Here is a 23508-nt window from a genome sequence, read left to right on the forward strand (position 1 = left end):
GGACAAAGCGCGCTTTCGCTGAGGTTGCTATACGGCTGCTATTGCAAATAACTTTCAATGAGCGACCGCTGCCATAATCCATTTCGGTGGTGCTGTGTGTGCAGGACGAATGTCTTTTACAACTTCAGCATCATGCCGCCGCAGAATCCGTGTAAGAATGCCATATGTCACAGCAAAAGCGCCTGCTGCCTGCGTAGAATTGTCGAGGCCCTGCGTGAACAGCATTCTGATCAGGATGTCGCGGTGAACGTCGTCGAGGTCAGCGAAGGAAATCTGAATGAGGGTCTCATCCTGATTCTCGACATAGGCTGCGATCTGACCGAGTTTCGGGATATCGATGCGAAGCCAGCGAAAGTTGTAGCCGACGTCTTGCAGGTTTGGCAGACGCAGACCGGCACCAGAGACCGACAGCCATTCAAGCCGCGCGGTAACGTTTTGGTTCGGGCGTGTGCCGATGAAGCAGGGGATGTCGACGGGAAAATGCTCTGCTTCGTCCTGTGACGGTGCGGTCACTGCGGCGACCTGAACCACCGACAGGATAATCATGGTGACGATCCCCCAAAACGTCAGGAGTGGCATCTGGTCCGCCGACAGCACGATACGGGTATTGTAACTTGCATTCGCGACGAACCCCAAAGCGGTGATGATGATCAGCGCGAGGGGTGCATAGATCATCAGACGGTCAACTGTTTGGCCTTGGGCTGCGCGGCCCTTTGGCGTGACCTTGAAGGCATGACCATGCGGCCGGATCAGTGTTGTCACGATGGTCGGCAGAATCCGTGGCGCCTGCAAGGCTGCGGGCACGGTCGCCGCGAGTGGAAAGAAGCTTTTCGGGTCGAGCAGCCGCAGCGCAAGCAGCGTCGCGATGAGAGTTGGCACCTGGTAGTCGATCAACTCGACCGTCGGCGTCATCGGCAGCGGCGACCAGCCAGTCCACAGACAGATCGCCGGCACCACGAGCGAGGTGATCGTCATCACCGGCTGGATCATCCAGTGCAGCGGAAGAAACAGGATTCGGTGGTGCAGCTTGAGGTTCGGCCCGAATGGTCCGTCGCGCAGATAGAGGATCTGGATCGCACCACGGGCCCAGCGGGCGCGCTGCACATACATTGCGCTCAAGGATTCAGGTGCCAGGCCGACCGCCAGACGCTCGTTCAGATAGCGGGTGACAAACCCGTGGCGGAGCATCGCCAGGGTCAGCAGCATGTCTTCGGTGATCGACCCCGTCGGCAAGCCGCCGCCCACGGCCTCGATGGCGCTGCGGCGGGTGACGGAGTTCGATCCGCAACAAAAGGCCGCATCCCAGCCATCGCGCCCTTCCATGATGGACCCGAAGAACATGCGCTGATCGTCCGGCATTGCCTTGCGCATGCCCAGATTGATCTGCATCGGGTCGGCATTGTAGAAGCTGTGGGGGATCTGCACGATGCCGACGCGTGGATCGTCGAACAGCCCCATCGCCCGGTAGAGAAAATTCTGCTGCGGCACGAAGTCCGCGTCCAGCACCATGAAATAGGTGCCATCGGTCCGGGCGATCCCGGCATTGATGTTCCCGGCTTTGGCATGGGCGTTGTTGTCACGGGTAAAGTAGTCGGCACCCTTTCGTGCGCAGTAGTCGCGCAGCCAGTCGCGCTTGCCGTCATCCAGCACACAGACGCGCAACCGGTCGCGTGGCCAATCAAGGGCCAAGGCACCCAGAATGGTCTTCTCCAGCACGTCGAGGTCTTCGTTGTAGGTCGCGATGAACACATCGACAGTGGGCAGCTCAGCGGGGGCGGCCGCGCGCAGGGCCGCTTCGCCTGCATCGGCCAGCGCGGAATTGTCGCGCCGCCGGCACAGGGTAGCGAACAGCACTGCGGTGTCGAACCAGACCGCCATCTCGATCAGAAACAGCGTCCACGCGAACAGGGTCTCTCCGATCCCCGAGGCAGGCCCCGGGAGTGTCGCTGTCACGCGCCAGTAAAGGTAGCGCAAGAGCACCAGTGTCACCGCGGCGAGCAGAGTCCAGACCGCGCCTTTGCGGACCCCGGGTCCGCTGAGCCACTGACGGGGAGCCAACAAACCCGCCGCCACGACCAATGTCAGCGGGATCAGATACAGCGGCATCTCAGTTGACCGTCGTCGGGCTGTCGGAATCCTCCAGTTTGGCCGTCATCACCGGCGCGAAACCAGCCATATCCCGCAACGAAGAGACGAGGTTCGACACGGCAGAGATCGACTTCATCGCGAAATGCACTTCGGCCGAACGGCCGACATCACAAAAGGATCGCGCCACGCCGGGCGCAGACACGTCCGCACCGCCGATGCCGACGATCACGCGCAATCCGTCGGGTGTTTCGATCCGCGGCTGCGCAGCCTGCATCTTGCGGTTCGGCCGTGCGCCGCTGCCGTAGACGGCATAGACCACAGCCTTGAAGCGATCCTTATCACCTTTCAGCTGCACAGAGACGTCGTCGCCGGGCCGGATGCTCTGGGTGTAAGTCTCGCTGATCATGACCTCCAGAAACCGGCGCGAACAGTCGAGCACCTGGGCAATCTGTTCGCCAGACGCGACGTTTGTTCCGACTTGGCCAGACACCTCCCAGATGATGCCATCGGCCACCGACTTTGGAGAGAACGTGTCGTTGCGCGCCTTCTCGAGTTCGAGGCCAGAAATCTCACCCTGCAGCGCCGCACGGCGGGTCTGCAGCGTCAGCAGCCGCGTATAAAGATCGGCGTCCCGCAGGGCGATCTCGTCCAGCCGGTAATTCAACTGTTCCAGGCTGTTCGTCGCAAGATCGATGCTGTCTGTGGTCTGAAGATAATCGCGTTCGACCTCAAGGCGGTTGACCGTTGCCACCTCATGGGCGTGCCGCGCTTGGGCCGCGGCCAGATCCGCTTCGGCCGCCAAGACATCACGTTTCGTGACGCTGCCTTTCCCTTCCAACTGTGCAATCCGAAGGGCGGCATCCTGCGTCCGGCTGACCTCTGCCGCGGCGACAGCCACGTCGGCCTGCGCTTCTTCCAGACGCGGACCAAACCAGATCGTCTTGGCGTTCACCTGATCCGAACGTCGCTTGATCAGATCGGCCTTCAGGTCCTGCATGCGTCGCCGCTGGGTTTCGATGCCCGAGATTTCGCCTGATGTGGTCGCGATCTCGCTTCTAAGCGAGCGCAGGTTCACGCTCTGGCTGCGGGCATCCTTGATGACTGCGATCGTATCTCCCGCCAGAATTGGTGCCGCCGCTCCCAGACTGGCTGTCATGATCGTGCCATCAAAAGGCGCATAGACAGAAACGAGCGGCGCGTTCACGACAGCCGCCGACGAGATGTGATTGGTCATCTGCGGCGCGATTGCCACGCCGGCTGCAGCAAGCAGAACGAGCGCTGCAGGCACCCTCAACATGGACATCTGCATCCTACAGTTCTTCCTGAAGAGGTATCATACGAGCACACGCAAGTGAGCGACCGCGTCTTAAAGGATGTGTCTTCGTCCAGACCAGATACATAACCATAAACCCAACTCAACCCAGAAGTGTCGAAGGTCTGGATAATTGGCAAACATGGCGCAAATAAGGTTAACGGGATTTCAACTTGAGCTGCTGCCGGTTTCGTGGACACCGGGTTAGGTTTGCATAGCTCGGTCCTCGAACGCCATAGGGCTGAGATAGCCCAGCTTCGAATGCCGTCGCCTCGGATTGTAAAAGCGCTCGATGTAGTCGAACACGTCGGCGCGTGCCGCGTCACGGGTGCGGTAGACCTTGCGGGCTGTCCGTTCGATCTTCAGCGACGAGAAGAAGCTCTCCATTGCTGAGTTGTCCCACACATTGCCTGCACGGCTCACCCGGCAAATGATGCCGTTGTCCAGCAGCAGGCGCTGAAACTGCTCACTGGTATATTGCGATCCTTGGTCTGAGTGATGGAGCAGCGCGTCAGCCTTTCCGCGCCGCCAGACGGCCATCCGCTGCCCGGCAGTGGTTTGCAGGTCATTCCGGTGGAATGACTGGCAAACCATGAGAGGGATCAGCGCATCCATGACCAGTGAAGCATCCCGTTCCGCCTTCATGGACCAGCCGACGGTGAGCCATTGATGCGCCATTGGTTCAAGCACAATGGCGAACCCTGGAGAACAGGTCCAGCACGACCGCCACGTAGAGCCAGCCCTCTGCGGTCCAGATGTAGGTGAAGTCGGCAAGCCACTTCTGGTTCGGCCGGTCTGCTGTGAAGTCGCGGTCAAGGATGTTGTCGGCGATGACCGACCGCTCGCCGTCATCCTTCGGGTTCCCGCGGCGTTTGGGCCGCGCTCTCATTGCATTTAGCCGCATCAAGCGTTCGATCCGGTGCAGTCCACATGCGAGACCTTCTTCCAGAACGTCACGCCAGACCCGGCGGGCGCCATAGGTGCGATCGCTGGCCTTGAAGCTCTTGTCGATCGACTGGACGAGCTTTGCATCCTGAGCCGCGCGTTCGCTTATCGGCCTTCTGAGCCAGGCATGAAAGCCGGATCGGGAGACGCCCAGCACCGCGCACATCCAGCTGACCGGCCAAATGTGCCGATGCTTTGCCACGTAAGCGAACGTCATGTCGCTTCCCGCGCGAAGTAAGCTGCCGCCTTTTTTAGGATGTCACGCTCCGCCTTGAGCTTGGCGACCTCTCTCTTCAGGGTCGCAATCTCGGCCAATTCTGCGCGTTGCAAGCCATTGCCGGGAAACGCCGCAACAGGCGCTCCCATCAATTCCCGCATCCAGCGACGCGAGCCACGCTCTCCGCAAGATCCAGGTCCCGGCACGCCTGAGCGACCGCAACGCCTCGCTCGGTCACCAGCCTTACCGCCTCGATCTTGAACTCGCGGCTAAACTTCCGTCTCGTCATATCCACTCTCCAGTTCAATGGTCACGATCTTATCTTCGTGTCCACAAAACCGGCAGCAGCTCAGGGCCTGCTTTTTGCGACCAAGGGCAGGCGAAGTTCGTTCGACGTCTGGCAAATTACCGAGGATTCCGTCGCGAGATTTCGCCGGGAATTCCAAGTCGTCTCGGATTTGGCAAAGGAAGGGCAGACTACGTCCAGAAAGCTTCTTGCCACGCTTGCGAGTCACGGAATCACATCGGTTGGGTCGCAGCCCGCCGGCAAGTCATCGCGCGGGCATTTGATCCGAACCGGTGACATCGCCCAGCTGATGAGAGTTTTGCCAATCTAACCAAAGCCCGTCGTCGGGCGCTATCTACATGAAAGCCGCCAAGGGATGCCTTGGCGGCTTCTGGCTTTTCTACTGGCTGGACGCCGAGCCGGATTTCACGTAATAAAAATCAGGCAATTCGCTGGCTTCTGGCGGCGAGGTTGGTGCGCAAGACTATTCGCTAAACGCGCAAGACTTTGGGCGAATACCGCGCAGACCTTTGGGCGCAGCAAAGTGATTTTCATAAATGAAATCAATGAGGGGTGCGCGTGGTTACGTAGCAACCTACACGGGCTGCCGTATCCGGCAGTCACCCAAAATCGAGACTGCCCCTCGCTGCGTCACTGGAAGATGGTGGGTGGTGAGGGGCTCGAACCCCCGACATTTTCGGTGTAAACGAAACGCTCTACCAACTGAGCTAACCACCCGCAGGCGCCGATCTAGCGCCAAACGGGGGCTAGCGCAACTCCTCCATCCGCCCGCGCGACAGGTGAAACACGTTGCCCTGTCCGCCCTGCAGATCGGTCCAGGCGGCGGTGTCCAGACCCAGTGCCGCACAGCGCAGCATGCGGCTGACGATGCCGTGGCAGACAACGACGGCGGGGCCGTCCAGATCATCGAGGAACGCCCGCGCCCGGGCTGTAACGGCTGCCAGCCCTTCGCCGGGGGCCCGCGCGTACAGGCTCAGATCGCCGTCGGGGCCGGGGCGGGGGGCGTCCGGATCGGGGGGCGAAAGCTCCGCGCGGAGCCGCCCTTGCCAGTCGCCCACGTCGATCTCGCGCAGGCGGTCGTCGGTCCGGACCTCCACGGCGATTTCGGCCAGCGCCAGCCCCGCCGTCTCGACCGCCCGCATCAGCGGCGAGGTCCAGAAGCCGAACCCCGTCAGATCGCGCCCCTGCAACACCTGCCCCTGACGCCGGGCCTGATCGCGGCCAAGTTCTGTCAGCGGCGCGTTCAGATGCCCCTGCATCCGCCCCGCGCGGTTCCAGACCGTCTCGCCGTGGCGCAGGATATAAAGGTCGGGATAGGCCATGCGAACGCGTTCCTGCTGAAATTTGCGACATCCGGCAGGCCCTGACCCACCGCCGGGGCGAAAGCCACCCGCCCGCACTTGCGATCCCGCAAACCACATGCAGCATGGTCGATACACCCCAGACCGGAGATACCGATGCACCGCCTGCCTGTCCACGCTGCCTGCACGATCCTGACCCTGTCGCTGGCCGGCCCGCTAAGCGCTCAGGACGCGACGCACCGCACCGCCATTATCTCGGCCTTTCCGCCGGAAATCGCGGCGCTGCAGGACGGGCTGACCGACACGGCGACGCAGACGCTGAACGGGGTCAGCTTCACGACCGGGCAACTGGCGGGTCAGCAGGTCGTGATGTTCATGTCCGGCGTCAGCATGGTGAATGCCGCCATGACGACGCAACTGGCCTTGGATCACTTCACCATCGACCGGATCCTGTTTTCCGGCATCGCCGGGGGGGTCGATCCCGATCTGGCCATCGGTGACGTGGTGATTCCCGGCCAGTGGGGGCAATACCTGCAGGGCGTCGCCGCGCGCGACACTGACGGCGCCTTTGCCATGCCACCCTGGATGACCAGCGCATTTCCCAATTTCGGCATGACCTTCACCGTTCCCTTCGGCGTCATGGCCGACGGGCTGAGCGAGCCAGACATGAGCTTCTGGTTCCCCGTCGATCCCGATCTGCTGACGCTGGCGCAGACCGTTGCCGCCGACGTCGCCCTGTCCGATTGCACGCCGGATCAGGCCTGCCTGACCAAGGCGCCCAAGATCGTGGTCGGCGGCAACGGCGTCTCGGGTCCGATGTTCGTCGACAACGCCGCCCTGCGGCAGCACGCCTTCGCCACCTTCGATGCACAGGTGCTGGACATGGAAAGCGCCGCCGTCGCACAGGTCGCCTTTGCCAACGGCACCCCCTTCATCGCCTTCCGGTCGCTGTCCGACCTCGCGGGCGGGGGCGAGGGGGCCAACGAGATGGGCACCTTCATGGCGCTGGCCGCCACGAATGCCGCCACCGTCATCCGGGCCGTTGTGGCAGCACTGGACTAGGGCTGCCGCGTCTAGCGATAGTTGATGTCGACCCGGTCGAAGGCGCCTGCCGCGTGATCCTGACGGAACATCTTGTGATCCCGGTGCAGGCGCTTTGCGGCCTCCTTGGTCCAGCGCTGGATATCGGCCACGAACAGCTTGCGCGGGCTGGCAGCGGCAAGGATCGACGGTTCCACATCGTAATCGACCTGCCCCAGATCGTCTGACAGCGCATGGGCCTGTGCCAGTGCCGCCCCGCAAACGCGCGCATACTTGCGCCACGTCTTGTCCGACAGATCGTCCAGATCGATGTCATCGCGAAATGGTGCGCGTTCACGGCTCATATAGCTGTCGCCGTCGATGGTGACGGCACCATAGAACACATCGCCATGCGCCAGCTGCACCTTCTGCCCGTGCGCGATCCGGTCCGCCCGGTCGCCCGCGTGAAACTCCGTCGGCGGCGTCAGCCCCTGCAGGGCAGAGGTCCGCGCCCGCTTGAACTCCACGATCATGTCGTCGGTCGCGTCCTGCGACGGCCCCTCCAGCAGCACGTAATAGCGCGGCAGCCCGAGAGACGCCGTCCCCTGACCGTGCCGCACGCAGACGTCCTTCACCTTCAGCTCGGGGCTGCGGTCCGGCACGTCCAGATCGTTGGCCTTGGCCAGATCATAGATCGCCTGCTGGAACTTTTCGATCTCGCCGCTGATCGGCTGCAATTCGTCGTCGGCCCGGAACCCCTTGCCGCTGGGCTTCAGGTAATCGCCCCAAAGCCAGTCCTTCCGGTCCTCCCAGGCCTGCGCAAACAGGCGGCGGATCACCTTGGGCGAATTGTCCTGCCGGTAGTTGTCGTTCTTCTCGGTCGCGTGGCGGGCGTAATCCTTCATCGCGCGCAGATAGCCTTTGACGAAATGCTTCACGATGCGCTTGCGCTGCCTTTTCTTCGCACCCGCGACCTGTTCCGCCGCGATCCAGAACCCCACGGCCCCGCGCTTGATGTCCCAGGTAAAGGGCGCATACAGCACCTCGTCGAAATCATTGACGCCAAAGATAGGCACGTTGTGCGCGTCGGGCATCACGCCGAAATTCTCGGGGTGGACGTCACCCAGCGCAAGCACCGTCGGCATCGCCGGATCCTCGCCCGCCATGTCGCGGTAGAACAGCAGGGCCGTGCCGCGAAAGAACTTGAAGACGTCCTTGGACAGGGTGTCGAACTTATCCCGCGTGCCGCTGGCCTGCTGCTCGATCCGGGTGGCGTGGTCTTCGCGCAGTGTCCTGCGGATGTGTTCGCGCCGCGCCTGACCGGTCAGCAGCACGGGCGGGATCAGCCGCTCGCCAGACGACATGGCCTGCGACAGGGCTTCGAATTGCGCGACACGGGGTTCGGCCTTGCTGGCCCCGTCCGGCAGGCGGTTCTCGGTCGTCTTGGCCATGCGCGCCCCCTTTGATCTGCAGCAGGGTCAAACGTCAGCCGTCCCTGCGCGGTTCCGACCAGCCGGGCCGTCGGGGCACGCGGAACGCCAGCATCGGCTTCAACAAGGGATTGCGGAACCGGGTCAGGTCCAGCGCCTCGTGCACGCCCGTCACCGTCTCGCCGTTCAGCTGCGTCCGCACGGCAGAGCGGCTGTAGAACGGCGCATCCAGCATCCCCAGCACCTGTTGCGGCACCGTCCCCGGATCGGCCCGCGTCTCTCGTTTCACCTGCCACAGCGATCGCTTGAACGCGGTGCGCGGCGGTGCCTCCGCAGGCTGGGCGGACCCGTCGGGACCAAAGGCGATGGCGGTGTCGAACCGGCTGCCGTCGCGCCGCACCGCGTCGTAGAAACAGGTGGCCCCCGCCGCCGTCGGATACCGCCCCCAGGTCCAGAAATCGAAATCATCCTCCAGCGCGCGGGTGCCGAAGTTGGCGTCGAAATAGCCATGCCCCGACCACTGCCAGCCCTCCGCCTCCAGCGCCACGGTGATGTCGCTGATCGGCGAAAAGGGTCGCCAGACATGCCCGCCGTCCGCCGCCAGCGGCAGTTCCACCCCCGTGATCGCCCGCGGCGTCACCGTGATCGTGCCGCGCACGCGCGCGATCACCGGCGGGCCACTGACCTCGTCGATGGTGATGACCAGCGACTGCCCGTCCCAGTGCATCTGCGACGGGCCGACGCGCAGCGTGTCCCGCGTCGTCGACAGCGCCGCGCGGCCCCGGTCGGTCATCGTGAAGCGCCCGCCGGGGCCATAGGTCGCCACGTTGATGCAGCAATGGTTCGCCGGATCGCGCCGCCCTGACCACGCGTACCACGGGCTGAACACCGACCCGATGAACCCTATGACGGAAACGGCTTTTTGCCCGTCTTCGCTGATCCCGTCGACATACCACCACGCGTATCCGCCTGCCGGGACGTCAAGGTTGAAGCATGGTCGCTCAGCATCATCGCGACCGCATGCCGGGCGGAGAGTGTGGCCATCGGCACGCCCGCCCCCGGATGCGTCCCCCCGCCGCACAGATACAGACCCGTCACCGCCGTCCGTGCCGTCGGCCGCTGCAAGGCCGCCGTCAGCCCCTGCGGGGATCGCCCGTAAAGGGATCCTCTGCTGCCGGGAAACAGCCGGGCAAAGTCCCCCGGCCCGGTCAGTGTCACCGGGCCGGGGGAAAAGTGCAGGCCGAACTGCCGCAGGCGGTCGAACATCAGTGTCTGACATGAAAAATCCTCTGGTGTCGGGCGCTCGCCCAGCGGGGCGGCATTGCGAATGATCTCGAACCGCTGCAGCGCGCCGGGGGCGGCGTCATGGTCCTGCGCACAGATGTAAAGCGTGGCGTCCTGCGGCACAGCGCCCGTGGCGATGGCGGCGAACTCCGCCTCTGCGTCGTCCGCGAAAAAGACCGTGTGATGCGCCAGCGGCACCCCCTCCGGCACGGCGGCAAAGCTCGCGACATGCGCCGACAGGCTGCGCGGCATCACCGCAGCCTCGGCCACGGCGGCCTTGGGCGCAGGTCCCAGCAGACCGGCCTGCAGCGCCGCCGGATCGCCATTGAACAGCACCATGTCGGCGGGCACGAACCCCGTCTCCGTATCCACGCCGCTGACCTTGCCGCCCTGCTTGACGATCCGCCGCACAGGTGTCGCGTAGCGAAACGTCGCGCCGAACCCTTCGGCCAGCCGCGACAGCGTCAAAGCCAGCGCATGCATCCCGCCATCCACCGTCCAGACGCCGCGCGCCTCCGCCTCCCAGATCAGGGACAGCAGGGCAGGGGAGGCGCCGGGACTGCCGCCGACATAGGTGGCATAGCGCGCAAAAAGCTGCGCCAGACGGGGCTCTCGGAACGACGACGCGACAAGCCCCGCCAGCGTCTTGTGCGGCGCCATGTCCAGCGCCAGCCGCGGCTGCCTGATCACCCGCCGGACCAGATCGGCCTGCGACGGTTGCGCGGCCTGCATCATCGGCACCTCGAAGGCCGCGAAAAGCCGCGCCGCCCGCGCGCTGAAGCGGCGAAAATCGTCGGCACTGCCATCACCGAAGACCTGCGCGATCCGCGCGGCGCTGTCGCCCGCATCGGCCATCAGGTCCAGCGTCGCGCCATCGGGCCAGTAATGCCGCGCCAACGTGTCCAGCGGGCGCAGCGTCAGATGATCCTCCGGCCGCAGGCCCACATCTGCGAACAGTGCGTCGAAGACGGGCCGCAGTGTCAGCACCGTCGGCCCCGCATCGACCGGCCCGGCCTCCGTCGCCAGGGTCCGCATCTTGCCGCCGGGGGTGGCCTGCGCCTCGATCACCGTGACGGCACAGCCCGCGTGCGCCAACAGCATGGCCGCCGCCAGCCCGCCGATCCCGGCCCCCACGATCACAACCTTGGCCTGCGTCTCCATCGCGCCTCTCCTTCAACCCGACTGTTGACTCGGAATCCAAATGTGTCCAGTCTAGTTTACATTGCGGTGTCTAATTTAGATTACAGTTATCAAAGGATGTGGCCGATGCGCCTGTCAGACCGGATCGACGCCGCCGTGGCCATGGCCATCCACTCCGGCCAGCGTGGCCCTGCGCCCTCTCGCCTGTCAGCTGCCTTGCACTACGCCGTCACACCCGGCGGCGCGCGCATCCGGCCCACGATCCTGCTGTCCGTCGCCATGGCCTGCGGCGACGACCGCCCGGCGCTGGCCGACGCGGCCGCCGCGGCGCTGGAGGTCATTCACTGCGCCAGCCTCGTCCACGACGACCTGCCCTGTTTCGACGACGCCGACACCCGCCGCGGCAAGCCCGCGCTGCACCGCGCCTTTTCCGAACCGCTGGCCGTTCTGACCGGCGACAGCCTGATCGTCATGGGCTTTCAGGTGCTGGCCCGCGCCGCTGCCCTTGCCCCCGACCGCGCCGTGGCGCTCATCGACGTGCTGGCCACCCGCACCGGCATGCCCTTTGGCATCTGCGCCGGGCAGGGGTGGGAATCCGAGGATCAGATCGACCTCGCCGCCTACCACCGGTCCAAGACCGGCGCGCTCTTCATCGCCGCGACCCAGATGGGCGCCATCGCCGCCGGTCAGGCTGGCGAACCCTGGGCCGAACTCGGTGACCGCATCGGAGAAGCCTTTCAAGTGGCCGACGACCTGCGCGACGCGCTGTGCGACGCAACCGAATTGGGCAAGCCCGCCGGTCAGGACGACCTGCACGGCCGCCCCAACGCCGTGGCGCGGCTTGGAATTCACGGCGCCGTCGCGCGCTTCGACGACATGCTGGCCGGTGCGATCTCCTCCATCCCCGCCTGCCCCGGCGAGGCGGCGCTTGCCCAGATGGTCCGCGCCTACGCCGACCGCCTCGTGCCTGCCGTGGCGCGCAGCGCCGTGCCGGGCGAATGACGGCGACCGCCGATCTGATGTCGCGCAGCCCGCGCCCCGGCCTGCGCCAACGCGTGTTGCGCCTGATCGCAGACCCCGCCTTTCAGGCCCGCGCCGCCCGGATTCCTCTGTTGCGCCGCATCGTCAGATCCGAAGGCGAGGCGATGTTCGACCTCGTCGCAGGCTTCTGCCACAGCCAGGTCCTGCTCGCCCTCGTGCGCCTCGACTTGCCCGCGCAGCTGCTCGACTCACCTGCCGCGACCGCGACCCTCGCCGCCCGCAGCCGTATCCCGCTCGACCGGATGACGGTCCTGCTGAACGCCGCCGCCTCCCTCGGCCTGCTGCGCCGGTCGCGCGACCTGTGGTCCCTGACCACCCGCGGTGCGGCGCTCGCCGGCGTGCCCGGCCTGCAAGGCATGATCGCCCACCACGATGTCCTCTACCGCGACCTCACCGACCCGGTCGCCTTTTTCCGGGGCGAGGTCGAGACTGAACTCGCCGCCTTCTGGCCCTACGTTTTCGGCGCGGGTGGTGCGACCGATCCTGATGTCACCGCGACCTATTCCGCCCTGATGGCCGACAGCCAGCGCCTCGTCGCCGCCGACACGATCGCGGCCATCGACTGGTCCGCCAGCCGCCGCGTCATGGACGTCGGCGGCGGGACCGGCGCCTTCCTGACAGCCCTCGGCACGGCGCAGCCGCATCTGCACCTGACGCTGTTCGATCTGCCCGCCGTGGCCCCCGCCGCCACCGACCGATTCGCCGCCGATGGCCTCACGGACCGCAGCACCATCGTCACCGGATCGTTCCGCGACGATTCACTGCCCGCAGGCGCCGACACGATCACTCTCGTCCGCGTGCTCTATGACCACGCCGGCGATACGGTCCTGGCCCTGCTGCGCGCGGCCCACGCGGCATTGCCGCCGGGCGGTCGGCTGGTCATTTCCGAACCCATGACGGGCGGGTCCGCGCCTGCGCGCGCGGGCGACGCCTACTTCGCGCTCTACTGCATGGCGATGCGCACCGGGCGCGCCCGTTCCGCTGCACAGATCACGGCCCTGCTGGGCCAGGCCGGCTTCACGCAAGCCGTCACCGCCCCGGCCCCGGCCCGCCCCTTCGTCACCTCTGTTCTGACGACTGTAAGGCTAGATTGACACATAAGGTGTCTAAATAGGTTGACACATTGGCGCGTCTCGCTAAAGTTGATGTTACCGGGACGCGACACATCGCACTCCACGTCCTCAGGAGGAGGATCGCACCATGCACACGACAGCCGTCCTTCTGCAGGCTCCCGGTCAGCTGACGCTGGAACAGGTCGGCCTGCACGCCCCCGGCGCCGCCGATGTCGTCGTGCAGATCCGCCACTCCGGCATTTCGACCGGCACTGAAAAGCTCTTCTACACCGGCACGATGCCGCCGTTCCCCGGCATGGGCTTCCCGCTTGTCCCCGGCTACGAGGCCGCGGGCGAGGTGGTCGAGGCCGGTCCCGACGCCGACATCCCCGTCGGCACCCATGTCTTCGTCCCCGGGGCCAACTGCTACGACGGCGCCTTCGGCCTCTTCGGGGCCGCAGCACAGACCGTCACGACCGCCGCCTCCCGTGTGACGCGAATCGATCAGGGCCTGGGTGCCGCCGGCGCGCTTCTGGCGCTCGCCGCGACCGCCCGCCACGCGATGGCAGGCCCCGGCAAGGCCGTCCCCGACCTGATCGTCGGCCACGGCACGCTCGGTCGCCTGCTGGCCCGCCTGACCGTCCTGTCCGGCGCACCCGCACCCACCGTCTGGGAAATCGACCCTGCGCGCCGCACAGGTGCTACGCATTACCAAGTCATCGACCCCGCCACGGACCCGCGCCGCGACTACCAGTCGATCTACGACGTGTCCGGCCAATCCGCCCTGCTGCCCGACCTGATCGGGCGCCTCGCCCGCGGTGGAGAGATCGTGCTCGCCGGCTTCTACACCGAAGCACTCAGTTTCGCCTTCCCGCCCGCCTTCATGAAAGAAGCGCGCCTGCGCATCAGCGCCGAATGGCAACCCGCCGACATGATCGCCACCCGCGCGCTGGTGGAATCCGGCGACCTGATCCTTTCCGACCTCATCACCCACACTATGCCCGCGACGCAGGCGCCCGCCGCCTATCGCACCGCCTTTACCGACACATCCTGCCTTAAAATGATCCTCGATTGGAATGCCGCATGAAAGACGAAGTCCCGAACCTGCGCGACTACGACAAGGCCCTCCGCGAGGAGGCTGCGGCCCCCACACTCGAAGTCCCGCAGGGCGCCCCCACCTCCAAGACGCAGATCATCGCAATCTACGGCAAGGGCGGCATCGGCAAGTCCTTCACCCTCGCCAACCTCAGCCACATGATGGCCGAGATGGGCAAGCGCGTGCTGCTGATCGGCTGCGACCCCAAATCCGACACCACGTCCCTGCTCTTCGGCGGCAAGGCTTGCCCCACGATCATCGAGACCTCCTCCAAGAAAAAACTGGCCGGCGAAGAAGTCGCCATCGGCGATGTCTGCTTCAAACGCGGCGGCGTCTTTGCGATGGAACTCGGCGGGCCAGAGGTCGGTCGCGGCTGCGGCGGCCGCGGCATCATCCACGGGTTTGAGCTGCTGGAGAAGCTGGGCTTTCATGACTGGGACTTCGACTACGTCCTGCTCGATTTCCTCGGCGACGTGGTCTGCGGCGGCTTCGGCCTGCCGATCGCCCGCGACATGGCGCAAAAGGTCATCCTCGTCGCCTCCAACGACCTGCAATCCCTCTACGTCGCCAACAACGTCTGCTCTGCGGTGGAATACTTCCGCAAGATGGGCGGCAACGTCGGCGTGGCAGGGCTGGTCATCAACAAGGACGACGGCACGGGCGAAGCGCAGGCCTTTGCCGCAGCGGTCAAGATCCCCGTCCTCGCCGCCATTCCGCAGAACGACGACCTGCGTAAGAAATCCGCGAACTACCAGATCGTCGGCACCCACGAATCGCAATGGGGTCCGATGTTCGAAGGTCTGGCCGAGGCCGTGGGCATCGCCCCGCCCGTCCGCCCGACACCACTGGATCAGGATGGTCTGCTGGGCCTTTTCGACGCCAAGGACACCGGCGGCGACTACAAACTTGTCCCGGCCACAGATCTGGACATGCGCGGCAAGCACGGCACACCGAAAGCGAGCCTGGAGGTCATCTACGATGACGCGTGAAGGCTTCCACGTCAGCAAGGACACGGACGGCACGGTGCTGGTCACCGCCTCCCCTGCTTCTTCTGGTGAAAAATACTTCGGGGGAGTCGCTTCAGCGACGGGGGCAGAGCCCCCAGCCACCGCCGGCCTCTGTTCCTCGAAATCCGAACTGGACTCCGCTGCCCGCGCTGCCGGCCAGTCCGATCTGTTGGACCAATTCGCGAAAGACTACCCCAAAGGCCCCCACGACCAGCCGCAATCCATGTGCCCCGCCTTCGGGTCCCTGCGCGTCGGCCTGCGGATGAAGCGGGTGGCGACGGTGCTGTCCGGCTCGGCCTGCTGCGTCTACGGCCTGACCTTCGTGTCGCATTTCTACGGCGCACGCCGCTCCGTCGGCTACGTGCCCTTCAATTCCGAATCCCTCGTCACCGGCAAGCTTTTCGAGGATATCCGCGAAAGCGTTCACGAGATGGCGGACCCGGAACGCTATGACGCCATCGTGGTCACGAACCTCTGCGTGCCGACAGCCTCTGGCGTGCCGCTGCGGCTGTTGCCGAAGGAAATCAACGGCGTGCGGATCATCGGCATCGACGTGCCCGGCTTCGGCATCCCGACCCACGCCGAGGCGAAGGATGTCCTCGCCGGCGCCATGCTGAACTATGCCCGGACCGAGGCTGAGGCCGGCCCCGTCGCCCGCCCCGCCCGCGCCGCCGAGGACCGCCCAAGCGTTGCTTTGCTGGGCGAGATGTTCCCCGCCGATCCGATGATGATCGGCGCGATGCTGGCCCCCATGGGCCTCGCCGCCGGACCCACGGTCCCGACCCGCGAATGGCGCGAGCTTTATGCCGCCCTCGACTGCGGCGTCGTGGCTGCAATCCATCCGTTCTATACCGCCGCAGTCCGCGAGTTTCAGGCCGCAGGCCGGACGGTCATAGGCTCCGCTCCCGTCGGCCATGACGGCACCGCCGCCTGGCTGGCCGCGATCGGCGACGCTTATAATGTCGCGCCGGCGCAGATCGCCGCCGCACAGAACGCCTTCCTGCCCGCGATCAAGGGCGCTCTGATGGGCGCGCAGGTCAAGGGGACGATCACCGTGTCCGGCTACGAAGGCTCCGAACTGCTGGTCGCCCGTCTTCTGATCGAAAGCGGTGCGCATGTGCCCTACGTCGGCACCGCCCTGCCCAGGACGCCTTGGTCCGCCGTCGATGCCGACTGGCTGCGGGCGAAGGGCGTGACGGTGAAATTCCGCGCGTCGCTGGAGGACGATCTGGCCGTCATGGAGGGTGTCCGTCCGGACCTCGCCATCGGCACGACGCCTGTCGTGCAGCGTGGCAAGGAGCTGGGGATTCCGGCGCTTTATTTCACGAACCTGATCTCCGCCCGGCCCCTGATGGGACCTGCGGGTGCGGGCAGCCTGCAACAGGTCGTCACCGCCGCGATGGGGGGCAAGGGACGCATGGACAAGATGCGCGGCTTCTTCGAGGGCGTCGGGACTGGCGATACCGCCGGCATCTGGGAAGGGTCGCCCAATCTGCGGCCCGATTTCCGGGCGCAGCACCAGAAGAAGCTGGACAAGCAGGCGCGTGCGGCTGCGGCGGAGCAGATGATATGACCGTTGCACTGATTTTTGTGGGGGCGGCGGGCCCCGCCCGCCCACCCCTTTCGGGGCTCTGCCCCGGACCCCGAAGTATTTTCGACCAGAAGAAGGGGGTAACCCCATGCTGGTGACAGATCATGACCGTGCCGGCGGGTATTGGGGGGCGGTCTATGCCTTCTGTGCCGTCAAGGGATTGCAGGTCGTCATCGACGGTCCTGTGGGATGCGAAAACCTGCCCGTGACCTCTGTGTTGCATTACACCGACGGGTTGCCGCCGCATGAATTGCCGATCGTGGTGACCGGTCTGGGCGAGACCGAGATGGGTGAGGGCACCGAGGCTGCGATGAAGCGGGCCTGGGATGTGCTGGACCCGGCGCTGCCCGCCGTCGTCGTGACAGGATCGATTGCCGAGATGATCGGTGGCGGGGTCACGCCGCAGGGCACGAACATCCAGCGGTTCCTGCCGCGCACCATCGACGAGGATCAGTGGGAGTCCGCTGACCGCGCGATGACCTGGCTGTTCACCGAGTTCGGGCAGACCAAGGGGCGGATGCCGCCGGAGAAGAAGCGTGAGGAGGGGGCAGCGCCCCGCGTCAACATTCTCGGGCCGATGTATGGCACGTTCAACATGCCATCGGATCTGCACGAGATCCGGCGTCTGGTCGAGGGGATCGGCGCAGAGGTCAACATGGTCATGCCGCTGGGCGCCCATCTGGCCGAGATGCGCAATCTGGTGAATGCCGACGTCAACGTCTGCATGTACCGCGAATTCGGGCGGGGCCTGTGCGAGGTGCTGGGCAAGCCCTATCTGCAGGCGCCCATCGGGATCGAGCAGACGACGCTGTTCCTGCGCAGCTTGGGTGAATTGCTCGGGCTGGACCCGGAGCCGTTCATCGAGAAAGAGAAGCATTCGACGCTGAAGCCGGTCTGGGACCTGTGGCGGTCGGTCACGCAGGACTTCTTTGCGACCTGCGAATTCGCCGTCGTCGCGAACGAGACCTACACCCGCGGCATCCGCAAGTACCTTGAAGGCGATCTGGGCTTTCCCTGCGCCTTTGCCGTCGCCCGCACCCGCGGCAAGAAGACCAACAACGACGAGGTGCGTCACCTGATGCACACCAGGAAGCCGCTGATCGTCATGGGGTCGATCAACGAAAAGATGTACATGGCCGAGATGAAGGCAGGCTTCGGACCCGCGCCCGCCTTCATCCCCGCAAGTTTCCCCGGTGCCGCGATCCGCAGGCATACCGGCACGCCCTTCATGGGCTACGCCGGTGCGACCTACCTGCTGCAGGAGGTCTGCAACGGGTTGTTCGACGCGCTGTTCCACATCCTGCCGCTGGGCAGCGAAATGGACCGCGCAGAGGCCACGCCCACCAATCTGCGGCAACTGCCGTGGGATGCGGATGCGCAGGCCGCCCTTGACCGGATCGTGGCGACACACCCGATCCTGACCCGCATCTCTGCGGCGAAATCCCTGCGCGACGCCGCCGAAAAAGCGGCGCGCGATGCCGGATGCGACCGGGTGGCCCTCGCCACCGTCGCGACACTCGAAACATCGACAGGAGGACGATCATGAGCGATTTCACCACCGACGCACCGATCCTGCGCCGCAACACGGCAGCACCCCGGCGCGAGTATTACGCCTATTTCGCGCTGATCTTCGCAGCGACGATCCCGTTGTCCCTGCTGACCTGGGCGCTGAAGGCGGCCCGCCGGATGGAGCTGCCCGAGAAGGGCCCCATCGCCAGCGCGTGGTCCCAGGCCCGCATCATCACGCCGCACATCTTCAGCGCGTGAACCCATTCCCCCGTCAAAGGGGGATACGATTTCGCCTGTCCCAACGGGCGGCGAAGACCAGGCGGGGGAGGAGCCCCCGTCAATACCCGGCCGCGGGGGGTGCGCGGTGTCAGTTCATATTTGGAGACAAAAGATGGCTGATAGAAGTGACCTGTCTTTCACGGGTCTGACGGACGAGCAGGCGCAGGAATTGCACTCGGTCTACATGAGCGGTTTCGCGATTTTCACGGCTGTGGCCGTGGTCGCTCATATCCTGACCTACATCAAACTGCCCTGGTTCAGCTGGTAAGGAAGGAACAACACAATGGCACAGTTCTACAAGATCTGGCTGGTTTTCGACCCGCGCCGCGTTTTCGTGGCACAGGGCGTCTTCCTGTTCCTTCTGGCGGTGATGATCCACCTTGTTCTGCTCTCGAACCCCGAGACGAACTGGTTCAACCGCGCCTTCGGCCCCGAAGTGGCGGCCGTCCAGTAACGCAGTTGCGTCACGCACCATTGCTGCGGGCGGGTGGGGAGCCCGGCCGCGGCAGACCAAGATAACAGGGACGACAGACCGCCCGCAACCGGGGGGGCCGGACAGGGCCTCGGCCTGTCCATTGATGGAATGAGGGGAAGATGGCACAGCTCAGCTTCGAGAGAAAATACCGGGTCCGCGGCGGGACGCTTGTCGGCGGCGATCTGTTCGACTTCTGGGTGGGGCCGTTCTACGTCGGCTTCTTCGGGGTCACGACGTTCTTTTTTGCCGTTCTCGGCACAATCCTGATCTTTTACGGCGCCAGTCAGGGTCCGACATGGAACCCCTGGCTGATCTCGATCGATCCGCCATCGTTGGAGGTGGGCCTTGGCGCCGCACCCCTGCTGGAAGGCGGTCTGTGGCAGATCATCACCATCTGCGCGATCGGCAGCTTCGTCAGCTGGATGATGCGAGAGGTCGAGATCTGTCGCAAGCTGGGCATCGGCTATCACGTGCCTTTCGCCTTTGGCGTCGCGATCTTTGCCTATGTGACGCTGGTCGTGATCCGGCCGGTCCTGATGGGGGCTTGGGGATATGCATTTCCCTACGGCATCTTCAGTCACCTCGACTGGGTGAACAACACCGGCTACGCCTACGGCAACTTCCACTACAACCCCGCCCACATGATCGCGATCAGCTTCTTCTGGATCACGGCACTGGCGCTGGCGTTGCACGGATCGCTGATCCTGTCGGCGATGAACCCGGCGCGCAAGGGCGACGAGGTCAAGACGCCCGACCACGAAGACACCTATTTCCGCGATCTGATCGGCTATTCGATCGGGCCGCTCGGCATTCACCGTCTGGGCCTGTTTCTGGCGCTGATGGCCGGGTTCTGGTCGGCGGTCTGCATCGTGATTTCCGGCACCATCTGGTTCCAGGAATGGATCGTCTGGTGGGACTGGTACTACGAGCTGCCCTGGTGGGTGAACCTGTAAGGAGGTATGGAAAATGGCTGAATATCAAAACATCTTTACGCAGGTTCAGGTTCAGGGTCCCGTCGAATTGGGGGTCTCTGCCGATCCGACCACGAACTTCGAACGCACCAAAAAGGCGACCTTCTCGAAGCTTGCGGGCATCATCGGCAACGCGCAGGTCGGGCCGGTCCACCTTGGACCCTACGGGCTGGTCGCGGTCGTGGGCTTTGCCACGTGGTTCTTCATCATCGGGATGAGCTTCTGGGCGCAGTCGGCCTACAACCCCGCGATCTTCCTGCGGGATCTGGCGTGGCTCTCGCTCGATCCGCCAAGCCCGGAATACGGGTTGGGCTTTGCGCCGCTGGACGAAGGCGGCTGGTGGCTGATCGCCAGCTTCTTCTTCCTCGTCGGCTGCTGCAGCTGGTGGATCCGCACCTATACCCGCGCCACGGCGCTGGGCATGGGGCATCACGTCAGCTGGGCCTTCGCCTCTCTGCTGTGGCTAATCTTCGTCCTCGGCCTGATCCGGCCGATTTTGATGGGGTCGTGGTCAGAGGCTGTGCCCTACGGCATCTTCCCGCACCTCGACTGGACGAACCTGTTCTCGATCACCTACGGCAACCTGTTCTACAACCCGTTCCATGCGCTCTCCATCGCGTTCCTCTACGGTTCGGCCCTGCTCTTCGCCATGCACGGCGGCACCATCCTGGCTGTCAGCCGCTTTGGTGGCGACCGAGAGCTCGAGCAGATCGTCGACCGCGGCACGGCCACAGAACGCGCCGCCCTGTTCTGGCGCTGGACCATGGGCTTTAACGCCACGATGGAAGGCATCCACCGCTGGGCGTGGTGGTTCGCGGTGCTGACCCCGCTGTGTGGCGGTATCGGTATCCTGCTGACGGGCACGGTCGTCGACAACTGGTATGCCTGGGCGCAGGTCCACGGCTATGCCCCGATCCTGAACTGAGGGAGAGACTGACATGTCCGACAAGACAAATATCCTCGGCGCCAGCGACAAGGCCCGCCTGACCGGCGACGTCACGCTGCTGATGCTGAAGGGCGCAGGCTACGCCGCCATCTTCGTGATCGGCCTGTGGCTGACGATCGCCGTGATCGCCTTCATCGGCCGCGCCCTGCCAGAGGAAAGCCGACAGCAGCCCGATCCGACGCCGCTGTCGTCACTTCAGATCCCTGCCGGACCGACAGTTCTGGTCTAAGGCGCGGGTTTGGGTTCGGCTGCGACGCGACGTTGCTGCCGGATCCTTCGCCGTCGGACCGCCTCTTCCCGGGGGTCCGTCATGGGGTGTCACGCTTCCCGGCAGACGCGCCCCGTTCCCTTCCTGTTGGCTACAGGGCTGGCGTCGCACAGGGCTGATCCCCTTTGCGACGCCATTTTCATTTTTGACCGGAGGCCTGCCATGACCAAGACCCCTCATCTGGACCTTGTGACCGAGGCCGCAAGTTTGCGGCAGATGTCCGACGCAGCCTTGGCCGGTGTCGCGCGTGACGTCCGCAATCAGGTGATCGAGTCCGTCAGTGTGACTGGCGGGCATCTGGGATCGTCACTGGGTGTGGTGGAACTGGCGGTCGCGATCCACGCGGTGTTCGACACGCCGCGTGACAAGCTGGTCTGGGACGTGGGTCACCAGTGCTATCCGCACAAGATCCTGACCGGCAGGCGGGACCGGATGCACACCCTGCGGCAAGAGGGCGGGTTGTCCGGCTTTACCAAGCGGTCGGAGAGCGTCTTCGATCCCTTCGGTGCGGCACATTCATCGACCTCGATTTCAGCGGCCCTCGGGTTCACCGTGGGGCGCGACATGGGGATGGATACCGGCGACGCGATTGCCGTGATCGGCGACGGCGCAATCAGTGCCGGCATGGCCTACGAGGCGATGAACAACGCGGGCGCCGAGGGGCGCCGCCTGTTCGTGATCCTGAACGACAACGAGATGTCGATTGCTCCCCCGGTGGGCGCGATGTCGAAATATCTCTCCGGCCTCTACGCCTCGCCTTTGGGCGAGATGCACCGGATGGCCGAAGGGTTCGAGGCCGCCTTGCCCGGTCCGCTGCGCGATCACGCGCGCCGCGCGCGGCAGTTGGTGACGGGTGCGGCAAGCGGCGGGCAGGGGACGCTGTTCGAGAGCCTTGGCTTTTCCTATATCGGGCCCATCGACGGACATGATCTGAGCCAGCTTTTGCCGGTGCTGCGCACGGCGCGGACGCGGGCGACGGGGCCGGTGCTGATCCATGTCTGTACGGTCAAGGGCAAGGGCTATGCCCCCGCCGAGACGGCCGCCGACAAGGGCCACGGTGTGGGCAAGTTCAATCCCGCGACGGGCGTGCAGGCCAAGGGCAAGCCGGCGCCGAAAAGCTATACCCAGGTGTTCGGAGAGGCGCTGCTGGCCGAGGCCGAGCGCGACCCGAAGATCGTCGCGGTGACGGCGGCGATGCCGGGCGGCACCGGGGTCGACATACTGCAAAAGCGGTTTCCGAAGCGAGTGTTCGACGTCGGCATCGCCGAGCAGCATGGCGTGACCTTCGCCGCAGGCATGGCGGCCAGCGGTTTGCGCCCCTTTGCGGCGATCTATTCCACCTTCCTGCAGCGGGGTTACGATCAGATCGTCCATGACGTGGCCTTGCAGAACCTGCCCGTCCGCTTTGCCATCGACCGGGCGGGGCTGGTGGGACAGGACGGCGCGACCCATGCGGGGGCCTTCGATGTCGGCTTTCTGTGCGCCCTGCCGAATATGGTCGTCATGGCGGCGGGGGACGAGGCCGAGTTGCAGCATATGGTCCGCACCGCGGCGCAGCACGATGCGGGTCCGATCGCGTTCCGCTATCCGCGCGGGTCTGGCGAGGGCATGACGCTGCCCGAGCGCGGTCAGGTGATCGAGATCGGTAAGGGTCGCGTGCTGGTGCAGGGGTCCGACGTGGCGATCCTGTCCTTCGGGGCGCACTTGGGCGAATGCCGGAAGGCCTGTGCGCTGATGACGGCGCAGGGGGTGACGCCGACGCTGGCGGATGCGCGCTTTGCCAAGCCGCTGGACCGCGATCTGATCCGGCAGCTGCTGCGCCACCACAAGGCGCTGATCTGCGTGGAGCAGGGATCGCGGGGCGGCTTCGGTGCGATGGTGCTGCACGATCTGGCGAACGACGGGTTGCTGGACGGGCGGTGTCAGGTGCGGACCATGACCCTGCCGGACCGGTTCATCGATCAGGCGGACCCTGCGGCGATGTACGCCGAGGCCGGGCTGACGGCGGTGGATATCGCGGCGACTGCGCTGGAGGCGGCGGGGCTGCGGATGAAGCCGGTGATGGGGCTGGCCTGAATTACATTACAGACTGCAAATGTTTCGCATGCGAGACATATTATGTAAAATGGAAGTCAGCCTAATCAACAGGTTAGGATAAGATGAAGGCCGCGTGCGCAGGGTGAGGGGGCGGAGCCTCCGGCGGGAGTATTTCCGGGAAAAAGCGAGGGC

Annotated in this window: 20 protein-coding genes, 1 tRNA gene and 1 pseudogene; 14 read left to right on the plus strand and 8 right to left on the minus strand. The window is 65.0% G+C overall.

From position 1 onward, the window contains the following. Positions 1–54: 54 nt before the first annotated feature. The 5 genes and pseudogenes from GLR48_RS05995 to GLR48_RS06015 all read right to left on the minus strand — a co-directional run bounded on the left by GLR48_RS05995 (position 55) and on the right by GLR48_RS06015 (position 6191). Positions 55–2106 (minus strand): glycosyltransferase, encoded by a 2052-nt coding sequence (locus tag GLR48_RS05995; RefSeq protein ID WP_237059634.1) that lies wholly within the window; start codon positions 2104–2106, stop codon positions 55–57. 1 nt (position 2107) lies between these two features. After that, positions 2108–3391 carry an HlyD family efflux transporter periplasmic adaptor subunit gene (locus GLR48_RS06000; RefSeq protein ID WP_237059636.1) on the minus strand — a complete coding sequence of 428 codons (1284 nt, stop codon included), beginning with the start codon at positions 3389–3391 and terminating at the stop codon, positions 2108–2110. A gap of 213 nt (positions 3392–3604) precedes the next feature. Next, positions 3605–4851 (minus strand): annotated as a pseudogene (locus GLR48_RS06005) (IS3 family transposase). Between the two features lie 659 nt (positions 4852–5510). After that, positions 5511–5586, minus strand: a tRNA-Val gene (locus GLR48_RS06010). 29 nt (positions 5587–5615) lie between these two features. Continuing rightward, positions 5616–6191 (minus strand): histidine phosphatase family protein, encoded by a 576-nt coding sequence (locus GLR48_RS06015; protein ID WP_237059638.1) that lies wholly within the window; start codon positions 6189–6191, stop codon positions 5616–5618. A 135-nt stretch (positions 6192–6326) separates the two neighbouring features. On the opposite strand from GLR48_RS06015, the gene GLR48_RS06020 reads away from it, so the two are divergent. Then, positions 6327–7232 carry a 5'-methylthioadenosine/S-adenosylhomocysteine nucleosidase gene (locus GLR48_RS06020; RefSeq protein ID WP_237059640.1) on the plus strand — a complete coding sequence of 302 codons (906 nt, stop codon included), beginning with the start codon at positions 6327–6329 and terminating at the stop codon, positions 7230–7232. 11 nt (positions 7233–7243) lie between these two features. On the opposite strand, the gene GLR48_RS06025 is transcribed toward GLR48_RS06020, so the two are convergent. From GLR48_RS06025 to crtD, 3 genes are read right to left on the minus strand one after another with little or no spacing between them, the layout of a single operon-like run. Continuing rightward, positions 7244–8641, minus strand: coding sequence for a DUF2252 domain-containing protein (locus tag GLR48_RS06025; RefSeq protein ID WP_237059641.1), 1398 nt, complete (start codon positions 8639–8641; stop codon positions 7244–7246). A 34-nt stretch (positions 8642–8675) separates the two neighbouring features. Further along, positions 8676–9560 carry a carotenoid 1,2-hydratase gene (gene crtC, locus GLR48_RS06030; protein ID WP_237064402.1) on the minus strand — a complete coding sequence of 295 codons (885 nt, stop codon included), beginning with the start codon at positions 9558–9560 and terminating at the stop codon, positions 8676–8678. Next, positions 9524–11065, minus strand: coding sequence for a 1-hydroxycarotenoid 3,4-desaturase CrtD (gene crtD, locus GLR48_RS06035; protein ID WP_237059642.1), 1542 nt, complete (start codon positions 11063–11065; stop codon positions 9524–9526). The genes crtC and crtD overlap by 37 nt, the downstream gene beginning before the upstream one ends. A 105-nt stretch (positions 11066–11170) precedes the next feature. Here crtD and GLR48_RS06040 point away from each other — a divergent pair, with 105 nt between their 5' ends. The 13 genes from GLR48_RS06040 to dxs all read left to right on the plus strand — a co-directional run bounded on the left by GLR48_RS06040 (position 11171) and on the right by dxs (position 23355). Then, positions 11171–12046, plus strand: coding sequence for a polyprenyl synthetase family protein (locus GLR48_RS06040; protein WP_237059643.1), 876 nt, complete (start codon positions 11171–11173; stop codon positions 12044–12046). Further along, positions 12043–13179: an acetylserotonin O-methyltransferase gene (locus tag GLR48_RS06045; RefSeq protein ID WP_237059644.1), complete on the plus strand. Its 1137-nt coding sequence runs from the start codon at positions 12043–12045 to the stop codon at positions 13177–13179. The genes GLR48_RS06040 and GLR48_RS06045 overlap by 4 nt, the downstream gene beginning before the upstream one ends. Before the next feature lie 106 nt (positions 13180–13285). Next, positions 13286–14224 carry a chlorophyll synthesis pathway protein BchC gene (bchC, locus tag GLR48_RS06050; protein ID WP_237059645.1) on the plus strand — a complete coding sequence of 313 codons (939 nt, stop codon included), beginning with the start codon at positions 13286–13288 and terminating at the stop codon, positions 14222–14224. After that, positions 14221–15222: a chlorophyllide a reductase iron protein subunit X gene (locus GLR48_RS06055; protein WP_237059646.1), complete on the plus strand. Its 1002-nt coding sequence runs from the start codon at positions 14221–14223 to the stop codon at positions 15220–15222. Before bchC ends, GLR48_RS06055 begins: the two co-directional genes overlap by 4 nt. Further along, positions 15212–16813 (plus strand): chlorophyllide a reductase subunit Y, encoded by a 1602-nt coding sequence (bchY, locus tag GLR48_RS06060; protein WP_237059648.1) that lies wholly within the window; start codon positions 15212–15214, stop codon positions 16811–16813. Before GLR48_RS06055 ends, bchY begins: the two co-directional genes overlap by 11 nt. 106 nt (positions 16814–16919) lie before the next feature. Then, positions 16920–18377, plus strand: coding sequence for a chlorophyllide a reductase subunit Z (bchZ, locus tag GLR48_RS06065; RefSeq protein ID WP_237059650.1), 1458 nt, complete (start codon positions 16920–16922; stop codon positions 18375–18377). Beyond that, the gene (gene pufQ / locus GLR48_RS06070; RefSeq protein ID WP_237059652.1) at positions 18374–18598 is read left to right on the plus strand and encodes a cytochrome PufQ; all 225 of its coding nucleotides are present in this window, start codon (positions 18374–18376) and stop codon (positions 18596–18598) included. Before bchZ ends, pufQ begins: the two co-directional genes overlap by 4 nt. A gap of 133 nt (positions 18599–18731) precedes the next feature. Continuing rightward, on the plus strand, positions 18732–18887 hold the full coding sequence (gene pufB / locus GLR48_RS06075) for a light-harvesting antenna LH1, beta subunit (protein WP_072856710.1): 156 nt from the start codon (positions 18732–18734) through the stop codon (positions 18885–18887). Between the two features lie 15 nt (positions 18888–18902). Beyond that, the gene (gene pufA, locus GLR48_RS06080; RefSeq protein ID WP_237059654.1) at positions 18903–19073 is read left to right on the plus strand and encodes a light-harvesting antenna LH1, alpha subunit; all 171 of its coding nucleotides are present in this window, start codon (positions 18903–18905) and stop codon (positions 19071–19073) included. Positions 19074–19213: 140 nt separating this feature from the next. Continuing rightward, on the plus strand, positions 19214–20047 hold the full coding sequence (pufL, locus tag GLR48_RS06085) for a photosynthetic reaction center subunit L (protein ID WP_237059656.1): 834 nt from the start codon (positions 19214–19216) through the stop codon (positions 20045–20047). Between the two features lie 13 nt (positions 20048–20060). After that, positions 20061–20990, plus strand: coding sequence for a photosynthetic reaction center subunit M (gene pufM / locus GLR48_RS06090; protein WP_237059658.1), 930 nt, complete (start codon positions 20061–20063; stop codon positions 20988–20990). Positions 20991–21003: 13 nt separating this feature from the next. After that, positions 21004–21240 (plus strand): RC-LH1 core complex protein PufX, encoded by a 237-nt coding sequence (gene pufX, locus GLR48_RS06095; RefSeq protein WP_237059660.1) that lies wholly within the window; start codon positions 21004–21006, stop codon positions 21238–21240. Between the two features lie 201 nt (positions 21241–21441). Continuing rightward, the gene (gene dxs / locus GLR48_RS06100) at positions 21442–23355 is read left to right on the plus strand and encodes a 1-deoxy-D-xylulose-5-phosphate synthase (RefSeq protein ID WP_237059665.1); all 1914 of its coding nucleotides are present in this window, start codon (positions 21442–21444) and stop codon (positions 23353–23355) included. The last annotated feature ends 153 nt before the right edge of the window (positions 23356–23508 follow it).

The organism is Loktanella sp. M215, assembly GCF_021735925.1.
Taxonomy (GTDB): Bacteria; Pseudomonadota; Alphaproteobacteria; order Rhodobacterales; family Rhodobacteraceae; genus Loktanella.